The organism is Mycobacterium sp. NGS39, assembly GCF_059812765.1.
The window spans coordinates 71683-92511 of the sequence record NZ_JCALDH010000009.1 but is presented as its reverse complement, the minus strand read 5'-3'; the positions used below and the strand labels follow the sequence as shown (position 1 = coordinate 92511).

17 protein-coding genes and 2 pseudogenes are annotated in these 20829 nt (G+C 64.7%); 10 read left to right on the top strand and 9 right to left on the bottom strand.

Annotated features, from left to right (window positions below; genetic code table 11):
- Positions 1–1404, bottom strand: a complete 1404-nt coding sequence (locus AC5Y39_RS14215; protein WP_500017774.1) for a septum formation family protein — start codon at positions 1402–1404, stop codon at positions 1–3.
- 94 nt (positions 1405–1498) lie between these two features.
- Between AC5Y39_RS14215 and serS the strand changes: the two genes are divergently transcribed.
- Positions 1499–2755, top strand: coding sequence for a serine--tRNA ligase (gene serS, locus AC5Y39_RS14210; protein WP_500017776.1), 1257 nt, complete (start codon positions 1499–1501; stop codon positions 2753–2755).
- Here serS and AC5Y39_RS14205 read toward each other — a convergent pair.
- Complete coding sequence (locus AC5Y39_RS14205) at positions 2742–3329, bottom strand: SOUL family heme-binding protein (RefSeq protein WP_500017778.1); 588 nt, start codon at positions 3327–3329, stop codon at positions 2742–2744. The two genes, serS and AC5Y39_RS14205, sit on opposite strands and share 14 nt — an antisense overlap.
- Positions 3330–3432: 103 nt before the next feature.
- On the opposite strand from AC5Y39_RS14205, the gene AC5Y39_RS14200 reads away from it, so the two are divergent.
- Positions 3433–3807, top strand: coding sequence for an SRPBCC family protein (locus tag AC5Y39_RS14200; RefSeq protein WP_500017779.1), 375 nt, complete (start codon positions 3433–3435; stop codon positions 3805–3807).
- Here AC5Y39_RS14200 and AC5Y39_RS14195 read toward each other — a convergent pair whose 3' ends face one another.
- The 4 genes and pseudogenes from AC5Y39_RS14195 to AC5Y39_RS14180 form a co-directional block, all read right to left on the bottom strand.
- Positions 3808–4902 carry a cryptochrome/photolyase family protein gene (locus AC5Y39_RS14195; protein ID WP_500017781.1) on the bottom strand — a complete coding sequence of 365 codons (1095 nt, stop codon included), beginning with the start codon at positions 4900–4902 and terminating at the stop codon, positions 3808–3810.
- Positions 4903–5126: 224 nt separating this feature from the next.
- Positions 5127–5210 (bottom strand): annotated as a pseudogene (locus tag AC5Y39_RS14190) (hypothetical protein); the annotation flags it as partial.
- A 76-nt stretch (positions 5211–5286) separates the two neighbouring features.
- Positions 5287–5619, bottom strand: a complete 333-nt coding sequence (locus tag AC5Y39_RS14185; protein ID WP_500017783.1) for a hypothetical protein — start codon at positions 5617–5619, stop codon at positions 5287–5289.
- Positions 5619–7169, bottom strand: coding sequence for a Rieske 2Fe-2S domain-containing protein (locus AC5Y39_RS14180; protein WP_500017785.1), 1551 nt, complete (start codon positions 7167–7169; stop codon positions 5619–5621). Before AC5Y39_RS14180 ends, AC5Y39_RS14185 begins: the two co-directional genes overlap by 1 nt.
- A gap of 106 nt (positions 7170–7275) precedes the next feature.
- Here AC5Y39_RS14180 and AC5Y39_RS14175 point away from each other — a divergent pair, with 106 nt between their 5' ends.
- The 8 genes from AC5Y39_RS14175 to AC5Y39_RS14140 all read left to right on the top strand — a co-directional run bounded on the left by AC5Y39_RS14175 (position 7276) and on the right by AC5Y39_RS14140 (position 18448).
- The gene (locus AC5Y39_RS14175; RefSeq protein ID WP_500017787.1) at positions 7276–8100 is read left to right on the top strand and encodes a lysophospholipid acyltransferase family protein; all 825 of its coding nucleotides are present in this window, start codon (positions 7276–7278) and stop codon (positions 8098–8100) included.
- A gap of 4 nt (positions 8101–8104) precedes the next feature.
- The gene (locus AC5Y39_RS14170) at positions 8105–8920 is read left to right on the top strand and encodes a lysophospholipid acyltransferase family protein (RefSeq protein WP_500017789.1); all 816 of its coding nucleotides are present in this window, start codon (positions 8105–8107) and stop codon (positions 8918–8920) included.
- Positions 8917–9732, top strand: coding sequence for an HAD family hydrolase (locus AC5Y39_RS14165; RefSeq protein WP_500017791.1), 816 nt, complete (start codon positions 8917–8919; stop codon positions 9730–9732). Before AC5Y39_RS14170 ends, AC5Y39_RS14165 begins: the two co-directional genes overlap by 4 nt.
- A 116-nt stretch (positions 9733–9848) precedes the next feature.
- Positions 9849–11825, top strand: coding sequence for a type I restriction-modification system subunit M (locus AC5Y39_RS14160; RefSeq protein ID WP_500017793.1), 1977 nt, complete (start codon positions 9849–9851; stop codon positions 11823–11825).
- A 35-nt stretch (positions 11826–11860) separates the two neighbouring features.
- Positions 11861–13144 carry a restriction endonuclease subunit S gene (locus tag AC5Y39_RS14155; RefSeq protein WP_500017795.1) on the top strand — a complete coding sequence of 428 codons (1284 nt, stop codon included), beginning with the start codon at positions 11861–11863 and terminating at the stop codon, positions 13142–13144.
- Between the two features lie 2 nt (positions 13145–13146).
- Positions 13147–16257, top strand: coding sequence for a type I restriction endonuclease subunit R (locus tag AC5Y39_RS14150; protein WP_500017797.1), 3111 nt, complete (start codon positions 13147–13149; stop codon positions 16255–16257).
- Positions 16258–16305: 48 nt separating this feature from the next.
- On the top strand, positions 16306–17088 hold the full coding sequence (locus AC5Y39_RS14145) for an HTH domain-containing protein (RefSeq protein ID WP_500017967.1): 783 nt from the start codon (positions 16306–16308) through the stop codon (positions 17086–17088).
- A 109-nt stretch (positions 17089–17197) separates the two neighbouring features.
- Positions 17198–18448 (top strand): HNH endonuclease signature motif containing protein, encoded by a 1251-nt coding sequence (locus AC5Y39_RS14140; RefSeq protein ID WP_500048233.1) that lies wholly within the window; start codon positions 17198–17200, stop codon positions 18446–18448.
- A 200-nt stretch (positions 18449–18648) separates the two neighbouring features.
- Here the strand turns inward: AC5Y39_RS14140 and AC5Y39_RS14135 are convergent.
- The 3 genes and pseudogenes from AC5Y39_RS14135 to AC5Y39_RS14125 all read right to left on the bottom strand — a co-directional run.
- Positions 18649–19569: pseudogene (locus AC5Y39_RS14135) on the bottom strand (ISL3 family transposase); the annotation flags it as partial.
- 6 nt (positions 19570–19575) lie between these two features.
- Positions 19576–19806 (bottom strand): hypothetical protein, encoded by a 231-nt coding sequence (locus AC5Y39_RS14130; protein WP_500021159.1) that lies wholly within the window; start codon positions 19804–19806, stop codon positions 19576–19578.
- A 227-nt stretch (positions 19807–20033) separates the two neighbouring features.
- Complete coding sequence (locus AC5Y39_RS14125) at positions 20034–20786, bottom strand: hypothetical protein (protein WP_500048232.1); 753 nt, start codon at positions 20784–20786, stop codon at positions 20034–20036.
- Positions 20787–20829: the final 43 nt, after the last annotated feature.

Genomic DNA, 20829 nt, shown 5'->3' with positions numbered 1-20829 from the left:
CTACGCCCCGGGCGGTGGCGGCGGTTCGGCGGGCGCCGGCTCGGGCGCCGGGGGTGGGGCGGGCTCGGCGGGGACGTTGGGTGCCGGAGCTTCAGGCGGGCCGGCTGGCCCCTGCTGCGCGCCGCCGGGTGGGGCGGCCGGCGCGGCGGGTGCGGGGTTGGTGTCGTTGATCGGCGTCTGCGGACCCGGCGCATTGGGCAGGTGCTGATTGCCGATCGTCGGGGCGGTGTTGTTGGCCGGCGCCTGCTGCTGCGGCCGCTGCGTCTGCGAGCCGGAGGTGTCGATGGTGGTGGTGGGCATCGGCACCTGGATCGGCGGCAGGTTCAGCCGCTCCGCGGGGATGTCCGGCGGCGGCACGGGCGGCTGGCCGTTGATCAGCAGCGGCCCCTTCGCGCTGCCCACCAGCGTTGCCCAGCCGCCGTTGCCCAGCGTCGCCCCGATGCTGCACGACACCTGGTGACTGCCTGCGGCCCAACTCGGCAGCGAGATCGTGCTGTAGACCAGCGTCAGTGTGGTGGCGCGCAGCTCCACCGGCGCCAGGTACTCGTCGGTCATCCGCGTGCACGCGTCTTTGATGTAGCCGTCCTGGTCAGGCTCCGACGGCAGCGCACCCGGGAACTTCTCCGCCACGTTCACCGAGCCGGTCACTTCCATCGCGTGCGGGCCGGCGCAGTCGACAGGGACGTCGGTGGGCTGGTTGGTCGCGGTGTCGATGCCCAGGCAGGTGCCGGCTCGCCACACCTTCGACTGGTCCTGGTCGGCGACCCGGCCCTTGAACACCTGTTGCTCTTCGCTGCTGCCGCCCGGCAACTGCAGGCCGCACAGCATCTGGCGGTCACCGGCCTGCGTCCACGCCTTCTCTCCGGACCACAGCATGCCGATGGTGAACTTGCTGTTCGGGTCGTATTTGGTGCCGAGATACCGCTTGACGGCAGCCTGACACTGCTCCTGGCTGATCTGCTGGATTCGGGCCACCGACGGCGCCGCGGCGTTCGGGCCGTATTCGCTGCCCGGGAATGTACGCAAGTCCACCGACGAGGCGACTTCGAAGCGGTGGTCGTCTTTGCAGTCGACGATCGTGGCCTGGTCCGGCGCACGGTTCGGCCAGTTCAGGCAGTCGCCCGGACGGGCCTTGTCGAACTTCTGGCTGGCGCGGTTGCCGGCGCTCGGGGCTGCGTTGGACAGGCCGACGAGCTTGCTGGGTCCGTCGGCTCCGGCCGGCAGGGCGGTGGTGACACCGCCGATCAGCAAGCCGCCCAGCGCGGTCAGCAGCAGCGCGCGCCGCGTCGCTGTCGCCTGCAGGCTGCGCCACCACGCCGCGCGCCCGCCGGCGCCCACAGCGTCGGCCTTGGGCTCCGCGTCGGGCGGTAGCTGCTGCTCGGGAACGACGGACATCGCACCCATTGTGACAGGCGCGCCGCTCGGCGTGACAAGTGATGCAGTTGTAACGTTATGGGGTTGTGCTCGGCGTCCGGCGCGGAAAAGTAGGGTTGCGGCCGTGATCGACCTCAGACAACTGCGCGACGATCCCGATGCGGTGCGGCGCTCGCAGCGTGCCCGCGGCGAAGACCCGGGGCTGGTCGACGTGTTGCTCGACGCGGATGCGGCGAGGCGCGCGGCCGTTTCAGCCGCCGACAATCTGCGTGCCGAGCAGAAGGTCGTCAGCAAGCAAGTGGGTAAGGCCTCGCCCGAGGAGCGGCCCGCGCTGTTGGATCGCGCCAAGCAGCTGGCGGCCGACGTCAAAGCAGCCGAGGCGCAGCAAGCCGCCGCCGAAGAGGCATTCACCGCTGCGCACATGGCGATTTCCAATGTGGTGCTCGACGGTGTGCCCGCCGGCGGAGAAGACGACTACGCGGTGCTCGACACCGTCGGCACTGTGCCCCGCATCGACGAGCCCAAAGACCACCTCGAACTCGGCGAGTCGTTGGGCCTGTTCGACATGGAGCGCGGCGCGAAGGTTTCTGGCTCGCGGTTTTACTTCCTGACCGGGCGTGGCGCTCTGCTGCAACTCGGGCTGCTGCAGCTGGCGGTGCGGCTGGCCGTCGACAACGGGTTCGCGCTGATGATTCCGCCGGTGCTGGTGCGGCCCGAAATCATGCGCGGCACAGGGTTTTTGGGCGCGCACGCTGACGAGGTGTACCGCGTCGACGCCGACGACCTGTATTTGGTCGGCACCTCGGAGGTGCCGCTGGCCGGGTATCACGCAGGGGAGATCCTCGACCTGTCGGACGGCCCACTGCGCTACGCCGGGTGGTCGTCGTGCTTTCGGCGGGAGGCCGGAAGTTACGGCAAGGACACCCGCGGCATCATCCGCGTGCACCAGTTCGACAAGGTCGAGGGCTTCGTCTACTGCGAGCCCGGCGACGCCGAAGCCGAACATGAGCGCCTACTCGGCTGGCAGCGCGAGATGCTGGGGCTCATCGAGGTGCCATACCGCGTAATCGACGTCGCGGCAGGCGATCTCGGCGCGTCGGCGGCGCGCAAGTTCGACTGCGAGGCATGGATCCCGTCGCAGCAGCAGTACCGCGAGTTGACCTCGACGTCGAATTGCACGACGTTCCAGGCTCGGCGCCTGCAGATCCGCTACCGCGACGACAACGGCAAGCCGCAGACCGCAGCGACGCTCAACGGGACCCTGGCCACCACCCGCTGGCTGGTCGCGATCCTGGAGAACCACCAGCAGCCGGACGGCAGCGTCCGCGTGCCGGCCGCGCTCGCGCCCTATGTCGGCGCCGAGGTGCTCACGCCGCAGTGACGGGCACCGCGATCTCGTTGCGGCGCCGGAACGGAAGCGTCCACGGCGGGTCGTAGAACCATGCGACCGCCGGCCCGTCGACGTGGTAGCCGGATGCCTCCAAGGCCGCGAGCAACGTTCGGGTGCGCCGGTTGATCTCGGCGGGGCTGCGGTCTCCACTGAACCGCGTTACTGCGACGGTCTCGCCGGGCACCTCCACGAGGCGGACGCTCGCGTCGTCGGGTTCAGGCAGCGTATCGAGCGTCCACTTGGCTGGCATGAAGAAGCGGATCACCGACTCCTGCGGTTCGGCTGGGGTCTGCGCCACCGGAGCCGTCATCGCGATCTTCGTGCGGCGGTGATTGCCGCCGAAGATGAAGCCGGCCAGCCGGCGAAAGCCGATGTTGCGGGCCGCGTCCTCGTTCGCGCGCACGGTGGTCTCCGCGGCGATCCGCGGGCCGTAGCGGCGAATTTCGACGTCCCCCAGGCGGTCCAGCACCACGTGGTGCGGCTCTTCGGTTCCCCAGCGCACACCGAAAATCGAGCCGACGGACTCGACCGTTGTGGACGCCAGCGTCGTCAACCGGTTCAGCAACAGATCACTCCTTCGTGGATGGCCTGCCGGTTATTCGACGCCGCGCCGGTGTCGGATGGCGCCGGCGTTTCAGCGCCGTGGTAGCCGGGTATGTGCGCCCACCATGCTGTCGGTCGAGCGAGTGGTCGCTGCACCCGCGCCGGTTGTCTGGGATGTGCTGGTCGACGTGACGAAGTGGCCGGTCTGGGGGCCGACGATCTCCGACGCCGCACTCGACAGCCCGGGCACCCGGATCTCTCTGGGCGCCACCGGGCGGGTCGTCGCCCCTGGCGGTGTCGCGGTGCCGTTCGTCGTCACGGAGTTCGACGACGGTAGGCACTGGGCGTGGAAGGTGGCCGGCATATCCGCCACGCGGCACCGGGTGGACCCGCTCGACGACGGCAGCCGGGTCATCTTCGAGGTGCCGTGGTGGGCGGCGGCGTATGCGACCGTATGTGCGCTCGCGCTGCGTCGTATCGAGAAGATGGTCGCCGCTTGATCAGGGCGGCAGGTCGCCGAGCCGGCGTTGCTCCGCCACCACCTCATCGAGGTCTGTCAGCCGGTCCATTCCGGCGAGCGGGCGGGCCAGCCGTCGATTGCCTGACAGGCGGTCGCGGTTGCGGTGCAGAAACCACCAATAGCCACCGGTGAAGGGGCAGGCGTCGTCGCCGACGCGCCGATCGGGCCGGTATACGCACTGCGGGCAGTAGTCGCTCATCCGGTTGATGTACGCCCCGCCCGCGGCGTACGGCTTCGTCGCCATCAGCCCGCCGTCGGCGTGCTGTGACATGCCGATGACGTTGGCCACCATCACCCACTCGTAGCCGTCGACGAAGCAGCGGTGGAACCAGTCGGCCACTGCGGCGGGATTCCAGCCGCGCTGCAGTGCGTAGTTGGACAGCACCATCAGCCGGGGGATGTGATGAACCCATCCGCGCTCACGCACGTCGGCCAGCACGCCGCGTAGGCAGCGCGCCTGCACCGCGTCGGCATCGAGCTCGGAAAACCACTGCGGCAGTGGGTTGTTCGCGTTCAACGCGTTGCGGGTGCGGTACTCCTCGCCGAAATACCAGTAGACGTTGTAGATGTAATCGCGCCAGCCGATCAGCTGCCTGATGTAGCCCTCGACGCTGGCCAGTGGTGCCGCCCCGCTGCGATAGGCATCTTCGGCCGCGTACGCACACTCGAGTGGGTCGAGCAGGCCCAGGTTCATCGTGGCCGAGAGCATGCTGTGTGACATCCAAGGGTCGTCGGCCAGCATCGCGTCCTCGTAGGGGCCGAAGGGCGCCAGACGATGTCGCAGGAAGACCTGGAATGCCTGCTGCGCCTCTGCGGCGGTGACGGCGAACTGCCGCGGTCCGTCGTTCCCGACGAACGTCACCGAGCCGTCGCGTTCCCAACGGTCGAGATCCGCGCGCACCTGTTCGTCGATGTCGTCTTCCTCGGGAAACCACGGCTCCGGCACTTCCAAAGTGGCTGTCTTGGGCGGCGGTTCGCGGTTTTCGGCGTCGAAGTTCCATCGCCCGCCGACGGGATCGCCACCGTCGACCAAGAGGCCGAAGCGGCGGCGCGCATCGCGATAGAAGTTCTCCAAGAGCAGCGCTCGCTGGTTGTCCGCCCACCGCTGAAGGCCCGCTGATCCGTGGCGAACCCGCGTGCAGCAAGCACCTCGACCGACTGCTGGGCCCGCACGAACCGATCGGCAGCCCAAGAGGTGGGCTGGCACACCGTGACGCGGCCCGAAACCTGCTCGAGCGCTTGTCTATACGTCGGCGCCTGGATGAAGAGCGCTTGATCACCGAGTTCGGCGGCGCGGTGCCGCAGCGCCGACAGCACCAGATGTGCCTTACGCCGGTGAAACCGGCGCCGTTGGAACACTGCTCGCGATTCGATCAGCAGCACGGGTTGATCCGGCGCGTCGAGGAAGTGCGGGCCGAGTTGATCGGCGAAGCACCACCGCCAGTCTGGCGCCACGGCGCTAGCGGTTGAGCAGCTCGTCGAGCACGCGGATGAAGCGGTCCGGATCGCTCGGTGTGAACGCGGGCTTGGGGCGGATACCCGGCACGTCGAGCGTCACCAACGTGGACTTCAGTGGCCGGCTGACGTCCAGCGGCAGCCAGTGCATCAGATCCGGACTGCCCCACAGCCAGAATCGCCGATTGGTCAGCAGCCCAAGAGAATTGGCGCGGTAGCCACGAATCGACTGCAGCGGAATGATTTTCGACGTGCCGGACGGGAAGTGATAGCGGCGCAGAGTCAGCGCTTCGCTGTCCAGCTGGACCAGCCCGTCGTCGTAGGTCAGTGGAATCATCATACTCGTGCGCAGCGCAGCTCGTGGCCGCGTGCGGTCAAGCAGCGACCGGTCTCCAGATCCCATTGCCACCCATGTAGGTTGCAGGTAAGTGTATTGCCTTCCACCACACCGAATTTCGACAGGTCGGCCTTCAGGTGTGGGCACCGGCGCTGCATCTCCCAGCCGTCCAGCACAATCGATGCGGTGTCGTCATGCGCCTCGGCGAACCAGCCGTCGGCGTAGGCGATGCGCTCGTCGCTGAGACATTTGAAGAACGTGTACAGGTACTCGTTGTAGCCGCCGACCCGCCAAGCCCTAAAGCGCGTCGACAAGAAGATGGTGTTCACCCAGTCGGGTTCGCCGTCTCGCAGCACCGTGCGCACCAGTTCCGGCGCGATCTCGAACCCGTAGCGGAACTTCTCGTCCGGAACAGGTTCGCGCACAGCCCTTTTCGGGAAGTCCAGCACCACGGTTTCGGGTCCGAGGCGCAGCTCCACCGGATACCCGATCCCGTCGCAGATCTGGTCGCTCTGGCTCATGATCGGTTCGAACAGAGCACGCAGCGGCTCCAGGAGGGGTTCGCCCTCTGCCGGTGCCCAGCCGGCCTTCTCAGCGGCCAGCACTGGCGCCATCCGCTGCGCGTAGTCCTCGATGTAGGCAGCCTTACCGGTGGTGAAGATGGCCTCCACCTGGTCGTCGGGCAACGGATGGCGAAGCGAATCCAGTTGCGGCCCAGTGAAATCCGCTACCGAGCCGGGAATCATCAGCAGCCCGCGGTCGTGGCCGTGCGCGTGCATCTCCTTCAAGAAGACCATCTGGTCGGGGAAGATGTTCGCGGGGTCACCGTGGTCGTCGTTCAGATGGCGAAGTTGTGGGTCCAGGAAGCACGGCGGGCCCGCCGACGGGATCACCCACGTCGCCCCCACCTGTTCGATGTACTGGCGGCAGCGATCCATCTGGCGCTGGCGCTTCTGCACACCGAATGCCGTCTTGGCTCGTGCGGGCATGTCGTAGACCATCGGGTACCAGATCGCGCCGGAGTACTGCAGCATGTGTACGTCGACGTGGCCGAAGTCGGCGTGCAGGGCATCCAGGTCGACGGGCCGGGCGTCGTTCATGTTGAAACAGACCGTCTCGCCGTCGTCGACCACCAGACCCGAGTCGCCGATCGGCCCGTCGGCGGGCGCTCGCAACGCGATGATCATCACGTCAAGCTCGCCCTTGGGTCCGCTGACGGTGTGCTTGACCGAGTTCGTCGTCTCGAAGAAGCGGTGGAAGCCGAGCTTCTCCAGTTCACGGCGCAGGTCGTCGACCGGATAATCCGGCAGCAGCACGACGGCGTCCTTATTGACGTGCTCGCGCAGGTTCTTGGGGTCGAAGTGGTCGCGGTGCAGGTGCGACACGTAGAGGTAGTCGCAGTCGCCGAGAGCGTCCCAGTCCAGCCCGCTGTTGTCGGGAAACGGGAACCAGGAGCCGAAGTAGGCCGGATTCAGCCACGGGTCGCACAGGATGCTGCCTGCGCGGGTGTCCAGCCGGAAACCGGCGTGCCCGATGCTGGTGACCTGCACACGACCCCCTTTCTGGCCCGTTACTGGCCAACGATGTGCCGGTTCGAGCTTACTGGCAGGCGGCATCGCGGCCGGTGCGGCGCACGAGGGCACTAGGGTTGGCGGGGTGGAACCGGTTTACGCCACCGTCATTCAGGCGGCCCGCCTGGTCTGGAAGATCCAGGGGCTGAAGTTCAAGGTCACCGGCGTCGAGAACCTGCCCGCGACGGGCGGCGCGGTGATCGCGATCAACCACACCAGCTACTTCGACTTCACGTTCGCGGGGCTGCCGGCATACCGCCAGGGGCTGGGCCGCAAGGTGCGGTTCATGGCCAAGCAGGAAGTGTTCGACCACAAGGTCAGCGGGCCAATCATGCGCGCGCTTCGCCATATTCCCGTCGACCGGGAAAGCGGCGCCGAGTCGTTCGCCAAGGCTTGCGAGGCGCTGAAGGCAGGCGAGCTCGTCGGCGTCTACCCCGAAGCCACGATCAGTCGCAGCTTCGAGATCAAAGAACTCAAGTCGGGGGCGGCCCGGATGGCGATCGAGGCCGGCGTGCCGATCATTCCGCACATCGTCTGGGGCGCTCAGCGGATCTGGACCAAGGACCATCCGCGCAAGATGTGGCGGCCGAAGGTGCCCATCAGCGTTGCGGTGGGCGAGCCGATTGCGCCGACGCTGCCGGCTGCGGAGCTGACCAAGCTGCTGCACTCGCGGATGCAGCACCTACTGCATCAGGTTCAAGACGACTACGGCCCGCATCCGCCTGGCGAATTCTGGGTTCCGCACCGGCTGGACGGCGGCGCGCCGTCGCTGGCGGAGGCGGCCCGGCTGGATGCCGAGGAAGCCGCCCAGCGGGCAGCCAACCGCGCCGCAAAGGAACACCGCGCCGCGGGGCACGAATCCGACCACCGCCCTCAGGAGCAGCCCGGGCCGGCCGGACAGGTGGAGTAACCGCATGGCCGAGCCCGTCTTTCGGCTGCTGGAGCTCATCACCCCGACCACGGTCGCGGCCATCGGTCCCCGCGTCACCTATCACGGCCTGGAGAACATCCCGCAGACCGGCGGCGCGGTGATCGCGATCAACCACACCAGCTACATCGACTGGATGCCCGCGGCGATCGCCGCGTACCGGCGCGGTCGCAGGCTGCGGTTCATGATCAAGACCGAGATGAACGACGTGAAGCTCGTCGCGTTCTTGATCCGCCACACCCGCATGATTCCGGTCGACCGTCATGCCGGCGCCAGCGCCTACGCGCAGGCGGTGCAGATGTTGCGCGCCGGCGAACTGGTGGCCGTCTACCCGGAGGCGACGATCAGCCGCAGTTTCGAGCTGAAGGAGTTCAAGACCGGCGCCGCGCGGATGGCGCGCGAGGCGGGGGTGCCGATCATCCCGATGATCGTGTGGGGTGCGCAGCGGGTGTGGACGAAAGACCATCCCCGCAAGCTGCTGCGAAACCGCGTGCCGATCACGGCGATCATTGGCGAGCCCTTGCGCGCGACCAACACCGTCGAACAGACCGACGCCGCACTGCGGGAAGCCATGACCGAGTTGCTGCAGCGCGCGCAGATCGGCTATCCGGCCCCCGCGGGGGCGTACTGGGTGCCCCGCCGGCTCGGCGGCAGCGCGCCGACGCCCGAGGAAGCCAAGTTGCTCGACGAGGCCGAGCTGGCGGAGCGGGCGCGCAAGCGGGCCGAACGAGCGCAGAAGCGGTCGAGACGCGCGCTGAAGCGGGCGGAGAAGCGGGAGAAGCGGGCGGGCCAGGGCCGATGAACCCGCCTGCGTTGATCGCCAGCGACGTGGACGGCACCCTTTTGGACCAGGACGAGATGGTATCGCCGCGCACTCGCGACGTGGTGCGTGCCGCGGTGTCCGACGGCGCGACGTTCGTGCTCGCGACGGGCCGGCCGCCGCGCTGGATCGCCCCGGTCGTGGACGCTCTTGGGTTCGCTCCGATGGCGGTGTGCGCCAACGGCGCGGTGCTGTACGACCCGAGCAGGGACCGGATCGTCTCGGCGCGGACGTTGTCAACGGATGTGCTGGCTGCGCTGGCGGAGATCGCCACCCGGGTGATCCCGGGCGCGGGGCTAGCGGTCGAACGGGTGGGCCGCAGTGCGCATGACGCGGCCACGCCGCAGTTCGTCAGCTCACCGGGCTACGAGCACGCGTGGCTGAACCCCGACAACACCGAGGTGTCGCTGGACGATCTGCTCAGTGCGCCCGCGGTGAAGCTGTTGATCCGCAAGGCCGGGGCGCGAAGTTCGGATATGGCGGCCGTGCTGGCGCAGCACATCGGGGTCGAGGGGGACATCACCTACTCCACCGACAACGGGCTCGTCGAGATCGTGCCGCTTGGCATCAGCAAGGCGTCCGGCATCGAGGAGCTGGCGCGTCCGCTGGGCATCGCGGCCGAGGACGTGGTCGCGTTCGGCGACATGCCCAACGACGTGCCGATGCTGGCCTGGGCGGGCCATGGCGTCGCGATGGGCAACGCGCATCCCGACGTGCTCGCAGCAGCCAACGAGGTGACGGCCACCAACGCCGACGACGGCGTCGCGCGGGTGCTCGAACGGTGGTGGCCGTAGCGGCTCCGCCTCGAAAGCGTTGAGCGGCAGCGACTTTCGTCGAGCAGCCTGTCGTGTCGAGGCTGTCACGGTAATTTCCACACGTCTGAAGTTGTACTGAGGGGGAAGCCACGGCGATGCCGCAAACGAACGCGAATCTGATCTGGAAGATCGCCGACCTGCTCCGGGGCCCATATCAGCCCAACCAGTACGGCGATGTGGTGTTGCCGTTCACCATCCTGCGCCGCCTGGACTGCATCTTGGAGCCGACTAAGGAGCAGGTGCTCGCCGAGTACAAGAAGATCGCGGCTACCAAGGTCGATCCGAACGTGTTGATGAAAGCCAAGTTCAAGCTGCCGTTTTACAACACGTCCCGCTGGACGTTCGCGTCCTTGATCGGCGATCCGGAGGGGGTGGCCGACAACCTGCTCGACTACATCGAGCACTTTTCGCCGAACGTGCGCGACGTCTTCGATGGCTTCGGGATGTACGACCAGATCGCCAAACTGGCCAAGTCGGATCGGCTCTATTTGATCGTCAAAGAGTTCGCCGCGGTCGACTTGCATCCCAATGTGGTGTCGGGACACGACATGGGCTACATCTTCGAAGAGCTCATCCGCAAGTTCGCCGAATCGAACGCAACGCAGGCGGGTGATCACTTCACCCCTCGCGAGGTTATCGCGCTGATGGTCGACATCCTGTTCGCCACTCAGGACGACGTGCTGACGAAGCCGGGCACGGTCCGCACGATCTACGACCCCGCCGCAGGCACGGGCGGCATGCTCTCGACCGCGTATGACCACCTGGTGGCGATGAACCCGAAGGCCCGCCCGGTGCTCTACGGGCAGGACGTCAATCCGCGGTCGTACGCGATGTGCAAGTCCGAACTGATAATCAAGGGCCAAGAGGCCGAGAACATCTATCTCGGCGACACCCTGACCGATGACGGCTTCCGTACCAAGCGATTCGACTTCTTGCTGTCCAATCCGCCTTTCGGGGTGGACTGGAAGACACAGCAGAAACAAGTGAGCGACGAACATGAGCAGCGCGGGTTCGCCGGTCGGTTCGGCCCTGGATTGCCGCGGGTTTCCGACGGGTCGATGTTGTTTCTGCTGCACCTTATTTCGAAGATGCAGCCGGTGAAGAACGGTGAGGGTGGCAGCCGGCTGGCGATCGTGCTGAACGGCTCGCCGCTGTTCACTGGCGGGGCTGGGTCAGGGGAGTCGAACATCCGGCAGTGGATCATCGAGAACGACCTGCTCGACGCGATCATCGCGCTGCCAACCGACATGTTCTACAACACCGGCATCGCCACCTACATCTGGATTCTGGACAACAACAAACCGGCCAAGCGCAGAGGCAAGGTGCAGTTGATCAACGCTGTCGACATGTACAGCAAGATGCGCAAGTCGTTGGGGTCCAAGCGTAAAGAGCTGCGACAGAGTGACATTGACGAGGTCTGCCAGCTGTACGAAGACTTCTGCGACGAGGGGGCCACTGACGACCGCCCGGCGCTCTCGAAGGTCTTCGAGGGTGAGCAGTTCGGCTACTCCACGATCACCGTCGAACGGCCTCTGCAGCTTCGGTTCGCGCCGACCGAGGAGAAGGTCGAAGAAGTGTTGGCGCACACGACTGTTGGCAAGCTGAAGGACAGTGAGAAGACCGCGGTCAGGAAGGCTTTGACGGGACTTATCACGTGGGAGTGGAAGGACCGCGACGAGTTCGTCGCCGAACTCAAAGATGCGCTGCGGAAGGCTGGCCTGACGAAACCGCCTGCGCCGGTAATCAAGGCGATCTGGTCGACCATCGGTGAGCACGATGCCACCGCCAACATCGTCACCGATGCCAGAGGCAAACCAGAACCGGACCCCGCCCTGCGCGACACCGAAAACGTCCCGTTGACAGAGGACATCGAGGAGTACTTCGCCCGTGAGGTGCTACCGCATGTACCCGACGCGTGGATCGACTACGACAAGACCAAAGTCGGCTACGAGATCCCGTTCACGCGCCACTTTTATCGGTACATCCCGCCAAGGCCCTTGGAGGAGATTCAGAAGGACTTGCGGGTATTGGTGAGCGAGATCCAAGCCATGCTCGCTGAGGTCGGCGCATGAAGTGGCGACCGTATCCCGAGTACAGGGGCTCCGCTGTGCAGTGGCTGGATGAGATCCCCTCTCATTGGGCGGTTCGCAACCCGAAGACGTTGTTCTCACGCCACCGAGAGCCGGCCCATGACGATGACCGCCAACTCACAGCATCTCAATCCGACGGAGTGGTCTATCAGGACGAATTTGTAGAGTCTCGGGGAGCCAGGGTCGTTGAAGTTATTGAAGGTCAAGCTGGGCTCAAGCATGTGTCGGCTGGCGACTTTGTTATCAGCTTACGAAGTTTCCAAGGTGGTATTGAATGGAGCCCAATTTCGGGAAAAATCAGCCCCGCATATACGGTCCTGACTCCTCATGCCGAATTAGTTGATAAGTATTTCGTCTATCTACTCAAGTCAGCAGGGTTCATCCAAGAACTCCGAAGCACCTCGAACCAGCTGCGCGACGGACAATCTCTTGGAATGGAACATTTCGCTCAGGTACCAGTTCCGTTACCGCCGCCAAGTGAACAAGAGGACATTGCTCGGTTCATCGACCGTGAAGTTGGGAGAATCGATGCGCTGATAGCCAAGCAAGAGCAGCTCATAGCTACCCTGCGTGAGGACCGTGCGGCCACCATCACTCACGCCATCACTAAAGGCCTTGACCCGGCCGTTGATTTATCCGATTCGGGTGACTCGATGGTTCCGAAGTCTCCCGTCCATTGGAAGCAGCGAATTCAGCTGAAGCACTTGGCTTCTGTGCAAACTGGCCTTACTTTGGGCAGAAAGGTGAGTGCGGACGATGCAGTGACGGTTCCTTACCTCCGAGTCGCGAATGTCCAGACTAGTGGCATCAAACTCGATGAAGTTAAGACTGTAGACGTCGACCGTGCCGAGTTGTCCAAATACCTTCTGCGCACCGGCGATGTGCTGATGACAGAAGGCGGTGATATCGACAAGCTCGGTCGCGGTTGCCTGTGGACTGGAGAGATTTCGCCTTGTATCCACCAAAATCACGTCTTCGCCCTTCGCTGTAAGAGCCAGCTCAGCAACAAGTTTCTCGTCTACCTCCTGGACACATCCGTCGCACGGAACTACTTCTTCATGACAGCCAAGAAGACGACTAACCTGGCCTCAACCAACAGCACGACGTTGGGTCGGTTCGCCTTCGCCCTGCCGCCGCGCACAGAACAAGATCAGATTGTCGACTTCCTCGACACACGCTGCCGCAGCATGGATGCCCTTACCCGCAAGGCGGAGCAGATGATTGCAACACTTCAAGAATTTCGCTCAGCTCTCATCACAGATGCCGTGACCGGCAAGATCGACGTGCGTGAGGCCGCGTAGTGATGGCGCTGCAGCATCACGAGGTGACCTTCGAGGCCGAGATCTGCGAGTACCTGGCCGAGCACGGCTGGCTGTACTCGCCATCTGATGCCGGGTATGACCGCGAGCTTGCTCTGTTTCCCGAGGACGTCTTCGGCTGGCTTGCCGATAGCCAGCCTGACCAGTTGGCCAAGCGTCTCAAGCCAGAGTTCGCCGGTGACACGCGAGCCAAAGCGCAAGCGGCACTGCTGAATACGCTGTCCAAAGCGCTCAACGCCGATCCAAAGGCCAACGGCGGCACGCTAACTGTACTGCGGCGGGGATTCAAGGACCTCAACGCCCAATTCCAGATGTGCCAATTCCGGCCCAACACCTCGCTGAACGAGACAACCAAGAAGCGCTACGACGCCGTGCGGTTGCGCGTGATGCGGCAGGTGCACTACTCGACGCAGAACCCGAGGGCGAGCCTCGACTTGGTGTTCTTCGTCAACGGCATCCCCGTGGCGACCGCTGAGCTGAAGACCGATCTGAGCCAGCAGAGCGTTGCCGACGCAATCTTGCAGTACAAGCTCCACCGCTTACCCAAGGGAGAACCGCTGCTGCAGTTCGGATCTCGCGCCCTTGTGCATTTCGCGGTGTCCAACAGCGAGGTTTGGATGACCACCAAGCTGGCGGGTAAGGACACTGTCTTCCTGCCGTTCAACCGCGGCCATGACGGGCACGCCGGAAATCCACCCAACCCGCATGGCTCACCAACCGCCTATTGGTGGCGACAGATTCTCCAGCGTGACACCTGGCTGGACATCGTCGGACGGTTCATGCACCTGCAGGTCGACGAAAAGATCGACCCGATCACCAACAAGAAGATCCGCACGCAGACACTGCTGTTCCCGCGCTACCACCAGTGGGAAGCCGTTACCCGACTGGTGGAGGCGGCCGCCGAGCAAGGCCCGGGACACCGGTACCTGATCCAGCATTCGGCGGGTTCAGGCAAGACCAACTCCATTTCCTGGCTTGCGCACCGGTTGTCGGTCCTGCATGACAGCGGAAACAAGCCGGTGTTCGATTCCGTCGTCGTGATCACCGACCGCAACGTCTTGGACGCCCAACTGCAAGAGGCCATCCGCCAAATCGACCGGACACCAGGCGTCGTCGCCCACATCGCCGGATTAGGTGGGGCCAAATCGCAGGAGCTGGCCGACGCGTTGATCGGCGGCACGAAGATCATCATCGTCACCATCCAGACCTTCCCGTATGCCCTGGAGCTGATCCACACCCGGGCGAACCTCAAGGGCAAGAACTTCGCCATCATCGCCGACGAGGCCCATTCGTCTCAGGCCGGGGAAGCGGCCAAGCGCCTCAAGGCCGCCTTGACCACCGCCGAACTTCAGGAACTGGAAGACGGCGGTGAGATTGACACCGAGGATCTGCTCGCCGCCGAGATGGCCGCCCGCGCGGAGGCCAAGAATCTGTCCTTCTTCGCGTTCACCGCCACGCCGAAGGCGAAGACGCTGGAATTGTTCGGGCACAAAGGCATCGACGGGACGCCACACCCCTTCCACCTCTACTCGATGCAACAGGCGATCGAGGAAGGGTTCATCCTCGACGTCTTACGGAACTACACCCCGTATAAGACAGCGTTCCGGCTCACACACAACGGGCAGACCTATGAAACGAAGGACACCGCAGACGGCGGCACCGTTGACATCACCGGTACCGGCAGCGGGGATCTCGTCGACAAGAGCGCGGCGATCAAGTCGGTGATGAACTGGGTCAAGCTGCATCCGACGAACATCGCCCAGAAGGTGCAGATCATCGTCGAGCACTTCCGCGAGAACGTGGTGTGGCGGTTGGGGGGGCTCGCGAAAGCCATGGTGGTGACGTCATCACGCAAGGCGGCGGTGCGTTACAAGCTGGCGTTCGACAAGTACGTCGCCGAAAAGGGCTACACCGACGTCGCGGCGCTCGTAGCCTTCTCCGGAGAAGTCACCGACGACGAGTCCGGGCTAGAGAAGGTCACGGAGACCTCCATGAACCCGGGTCTGAAGGGCCGCGACCTCCGTGAGGCGTTCGCTGCAGACGAGTACAACGTGATGTTGGTGGCCAACAAGTTTCAGACCGGCTTCGACCAACCGCTGCTGGTGGCCATGTACGTCGACAAACGTTTGTCTGGAGTGGCGGCGGTGCAAACCCTGTCCAGGCTGAATCGCACCGCACCGGGCAAGGACCAGACGTTCATCTTGGACTTCGCCAACACCGCCGAGGACATCGTCGAAGCCTTCGAGCCCTACTACCGCGCCACCACCCTCGCCGACGTCACCGACCCCAACATCGTCCACCAGACCATGAGCAAGCTCGACGCCGCCGGCATCTACACCGAAGCAGAGGTCGACAATCTGGTTGCCGATTACCTTGCCAACAAAGGCAACAACGCTCTTTCCAAGTGGGTGAAGCCGGCGCGCGACCGGTTCCGCGACAGAGAAAGAGCTGCCCTCGACCGCGGTGACCAGCTGGCTTTAGAGCAGCTGCACATGTTCCGTAAGGACGTCGGCACGTTCCTTCGCCAGTACGACTTCCTGTCGCAGATCGTCGACTACGAAGACCCGTCGGTGGAGAAGCTGTCGATCTATCTACGCCATTTGGCTCCCGTCATCTCAAGCGAGCAGCTGCAGCACGAAATCGACCTCTCGACAGTGGAATTCGACTACCTTGCCCACCACGAATGGCAGACCTCCACCACCAAGCTCACCGGCGATGTTTCACTGCAGCCGGTCAAGGAATCCGGAACGGGCACCGCACGCGATCCGGAACTGGTGGCCCTCGACGAGGTCATCGCACAGATCAACGACCTGTTCTCCGGTGAGCACCCAGATTCGAGCGTGCGCAACGTCGTCACCCACATCAAAGATCGGCTGGAAACAAGTGAGACCCTGCAGCAGCAGGCGCAGAACAATTCACTGGCGCAGTTTTCCGCAAGCCCGGATCTGCAAGACGAATTCGTCAGCGCGGTGATCTGGGCCATGGAGTCACACACCGACCTGTCCACGCAGATCCTGAACAACCCCGAGATTTCTCAGAAGCTGATGGGTGAACTCGTGCCGATGATCTATAAGGCGATGAAGGCTTCAGCGTGAGCTGAGAAGCGTCGGTGGGCAACAGCAAAAGGAGGACGAGTGGCAGATATGCCTTGGCGAGACGCGATAATTCGCGTTCTTCGTGAACACGGCGCTCCAATGCACTACGCGGAAATTGCCCAAGCGATCATAGACAAGCGATACAGGATCAATGTGGGCGCAACCCCCGCGGCAACAGTGTCGGGGACCCTGTCCGCGATCCTTCGGGCGGGTAAGAAATCTTCGGTTATCAAGGTGGGGCGGGGCGTTTACGCGCTGCGTGATAAGGCCGGGGCGATAGCCGAGGCGGGGCCAGAAGAATCAGATGAGGCGCAGGAAGACGCCCGCCAGATGGGCCTCATTAACGCCTTCGGGATGTTTTGGAATAGAGATGCGGTGCACTGGAAGCCAAAAATGACACATCTCCTTGGTGTGCAGCAGGCCGGCAGTAAGCCGGTTAACTTCAACGAGCAGGCCGGTGTCTATGTGCTCTATGACGGAAGCCGCGCGATCTACGTCGGTAGGGTGTCCGAGCCTCGACTCGGCCAGCGCCTCTTCGAGCACACCCGCGACCGTCTGACTGGCCGTTGGAACCGTTTCTCGTGGTTCGGCGTTCGGGGTGTGCGAGACAACGGTGAATTGACTCCGATCCCCGAAGTCGGTATCGGGGTAAGCACCCTTATCGCAACCATGGAAGCCCTTCTCATCGAGGGTTTGGAACCACCCCAGAATCGTCGTCAAGGTGAGGGCTTCAACGCCGTCGAGTTCATTCAGGAAACGGATCCTGAGTTGATACGCGAGCGAGACCAACGCATCCTGGCTCAACTTGCGCAGCGCGCCGGGTTTACCTAACAAACTCACTCCTGTTGTTTTTCCCCTTCGGCTGGGCGATGGGGCGCGCTGAGTTTGCGAGCGAATCGGGCAGCCCCGACTTGTCGGTGGTGGCTGCGATGCTGTCGTCATGTCGTCTTCCGCTTCGTCTGCCGCTGTTGCGGTGAGTCCTGCGCAGCGTCTTGAGGTGTTGTTTGAGGAGTTGGCGGAGTTGGCGGGTCAGCGTAATGCGATTGATGGGCGCATCGTGGAGATCGTCGCCGAGATCGATGGTGAGGGGTTGTGGGGGGCGACCGGGGCGCGGTCGGTGCCGGCGTTGATGGCCTGGAAGCTCGGTGTGTCCTCGGCGACCGCGCACACCATCGCCACGGTGGCGGGCCGGCGTGAGCAGTTTCCGCGGTGTGTGCAGGGGCTGGCCGAGGGCCGGTTGTCGTTGGATCAGGTCGGGGTGATCGCCGCACACGCAGCCGAGGGCTCTGATGAGCATTACGCGCAGCTGGCCAGCGTGGCGACGGTCAATCAGTTGCGCACCGCGGTCAAGCTCGAACCGCGACCCGAACCGCAGCCGCAACGCGAGCCGCAGGCGTCGATCACCAAGAGCTCCGACGAACAGTTCAGTTACTGGCGGATCAAACTGCCGCATCTGGAGGCGGCGAAGTTCGACGCGGCGTTGGCGTCGCATCTGGAGGCGCTGATCGGCGAGTGGAAACGCGACCACGGCCCCGACGATCACCCGTCAGAGACGGCTCCGCCCATGCCGAGCAGCGTTGAGGCGTTCATGCGGCTGGTGGAGACGGGGTGGGATGTCGAGGTGGCGCGCCGCCCGCACGGCCAGCACACCACGGTGGTGGTGCATCTAGATGTCAAAGACCGTGTCGCGGCGCTGCATCTGGGTCCGGTGTTGTCGGACGCCGAGCGCCGCTATCTGACGTGTGAGGCCACCTGTGAGGTGTGGTTCGAACGTGACGGGCAACCGATCGGGGCCGGGCGGGCGAGCAGGGTGGTCAGCCGGCGGCTGCGCCGCGCGCTCGAGCATCGCGACCGCACCTGCGTGGTGCCCGGGTGCGGAGCGACGCGGGGTCTGCACGCCCATCACATCCGCCATTGGGAAGACGGCGGCGCCACCGAGTTGGCCAACCTGGTGCTGGCCTGCCCGCATCACCACCGGCTGCACCACCGCGGCCTGATCACCATCACCGGCCCCGCACACGAGCTGACCGTCACCGACCGCGAAGGACGAGCGCTGAACTCGGGCTCACTCGCCCGCCCACCGACCCAGCCGCCGCCCGCGGTGCCACCCTGCCCCGGACCCACCGGCGAACGCGCCCAGTGGTGGTGGTACCAACCCTTCCAACCCCAACCACCACCGACTAACAACTGACGTCCCTCACCCCGGGCTGGGTGGCCTGCCGCACCGCGTAGAAGCCCAAATCGGGCTCTACGCAGCCAAGCGTGGTAGCCGGCCTCGTAGTGGTGTCGGGGTTTGATGGTGCCAGGTGATTCCGCAGTGCAGTAGTAGGCGGAGCCGGTAGTTGTTAAAGTTTCGAAATCCATGACCGATGCGCAAAATTTTCTTATCAAGAGGTTGACGGCTTCGGTGGGTCCGTTGCTGAGACGGCCGGCATGGAAGTAGGCCAGGAATTTCTCGCGCCAGGTGGTGATGGTGCGTGCCAGCCGGGCGATCTCAGCAATCTCGGAGTCGATGCACATGACGGTCCAGTCATACAGACGAGCGGCGGCCTGCTGGTGGTCATGGCAGCGGTAGATCGCGCGCAACTCCTGAGCGGCCACCCATGCTTTGGCGACTTGCCCGTTGTGGTCGCCGGCCTCGATGCCGGCCAGCAGCCGCGCCCAGGCGTGCTCGGTGAGGCTGTCCGCGCCGCGGCGCAGCACGCGTCGGATTCCGTACAGTGGGTCGCCGCGGCGGCCGCGATGCCCGCAGGTGTCGTGTTGCACGCGGCGGCGCACATCGTCGACGCAGGCGAATCCCAGCCGCACCACATGGAACGGATCGAGCACCCGCACCGCATTCGGCAACCCGGCCGACAGCGCCGTCCCGTAGCCGCGGAACGGATCCAACGCCGCCACCGCGACCGCGGCCCTCCAGTCGCTGGTCTGCTCACAGAGCCAGTCCGCCAACACTTTTCGGCTTCGGCCGGGTACGACGTCAATCAGCCGGCCGCGGCGCAGGTCGACGATTCCGGTGGCGAACACCGTCGAGCGGATCGCATTGGCGCGGGTGAAAGCGGTCTCATCGACCCCGATCGCGGTGACCGCCCCGCCGGGTCGAGCCCACTGCAGCAGCCGGGCCCCGTGATCACGCACCGCGGCCATCACGGTGGCCCAACCGACCCCGAACTCGCGCGCCACCGCCGCTACCGAATGACCATCGCGGCCCACCCGCCGACACGCCTGCGCGCGGGCCCGCTCGGTCCACGACGCGCGCGGCGCGATCGCCGGATGCGTCTCAGTCCAGGTCTGCTGCTCACACTGCCGATGCACGCACCGCTAGATCCGTTTGACCCACATCAGCGTCACCGGTCGATCTCCGGCAGGCAAATCCCGCACCCACGTCGGGCGCCGAGCATACAACCGAGCGATCGCTCCGCACACCGGGCACCAACCACTCGCCGCGGTCGTCTCGATGGCGTATTCCAGCTCACCGTCGCGCTCAGACACCGCCAGCACGGCCATGCCTTCCAGCCCAAGCATCACCGTCGCACTACTGTTGTTGATCACCTGGGGGCTTCCTATTCGTGTCCACTAACACCACGAATCATGAGGCCCCAGGCCCATTTCCGGGCTCAGCCAGTCAACCGTGTCGACTGGCCACTACCACGCTTCATTACGAAGACCCCCAAATCGCTTGCGCCATCAACAGATTCGTTCCGGCCACCCACTGCGACCGCGCCCTGGAAATCAAACGTAGGCAACCACCACCGACCAGCAACTAGCTACGCCGGGACTCACTCGTTCGACACGGTGATATAGGGAATGAGCAAAGGCATTGCGGTACTGAGGAAGTCACCATCCGGCGCCGTCGGCCCTAGGTTGCGGTGAGAGCCCTCGGAAGTGAAGACGCCGAGGAACGCCATGTCATGCGCCGACGGCATACCCTCGATGCACGCGAGCGCGGCGATGCTGCCGTCGGGCCGGTACCCCGCCGCGATCGCGGCGTGGGTGATCAAACCGTCGGCCACGATCCCGGTCCACAATTCGACCCGTGCGCCGTCGACCCCGGGCACGTCGGTTACTTCTGCGACGCGCCAACTACGGACCCGAATTGGACAACCCGTGCGGGTTTTGAATTCCACCAACGCTAGGTGCTCGTCGGCGCGGACCCGGTCGTACCGGAAGTCGGGTTCCCGGCTCGCGTTGCGTCGCATCAGCGTGCGTACCGCCGTCTCGACCGCCACCTCCAGCCACTCCTCGCGCGTCGACCATCCGGGCCTCGGGCCCACATGCACCGCGTCGTCTTTGGTAAACACCACGCCGTACCCAACCGTCCCGTTACTGCCGGCCAGCAATAGCGACTCGACGCGCCCGGGAGAGGCGATCAGCAGGCCTTCGGTGAAGCGGGCTGACGGTTCGCGGACGTTGGTTAGGACGTGTACTTCTTCCCCTGGGTCGGTCAGTCCGTCCATCGAGAAGCTGTGCAACACGTCGAAACCGAACTCATCCGGGACCGGCAATCCGCTCGCCTCCAGGGCAGCCAGCAAAGCACACGCTTGGCGTGCCCGGTCATCATCGCCGCAGTTTGAA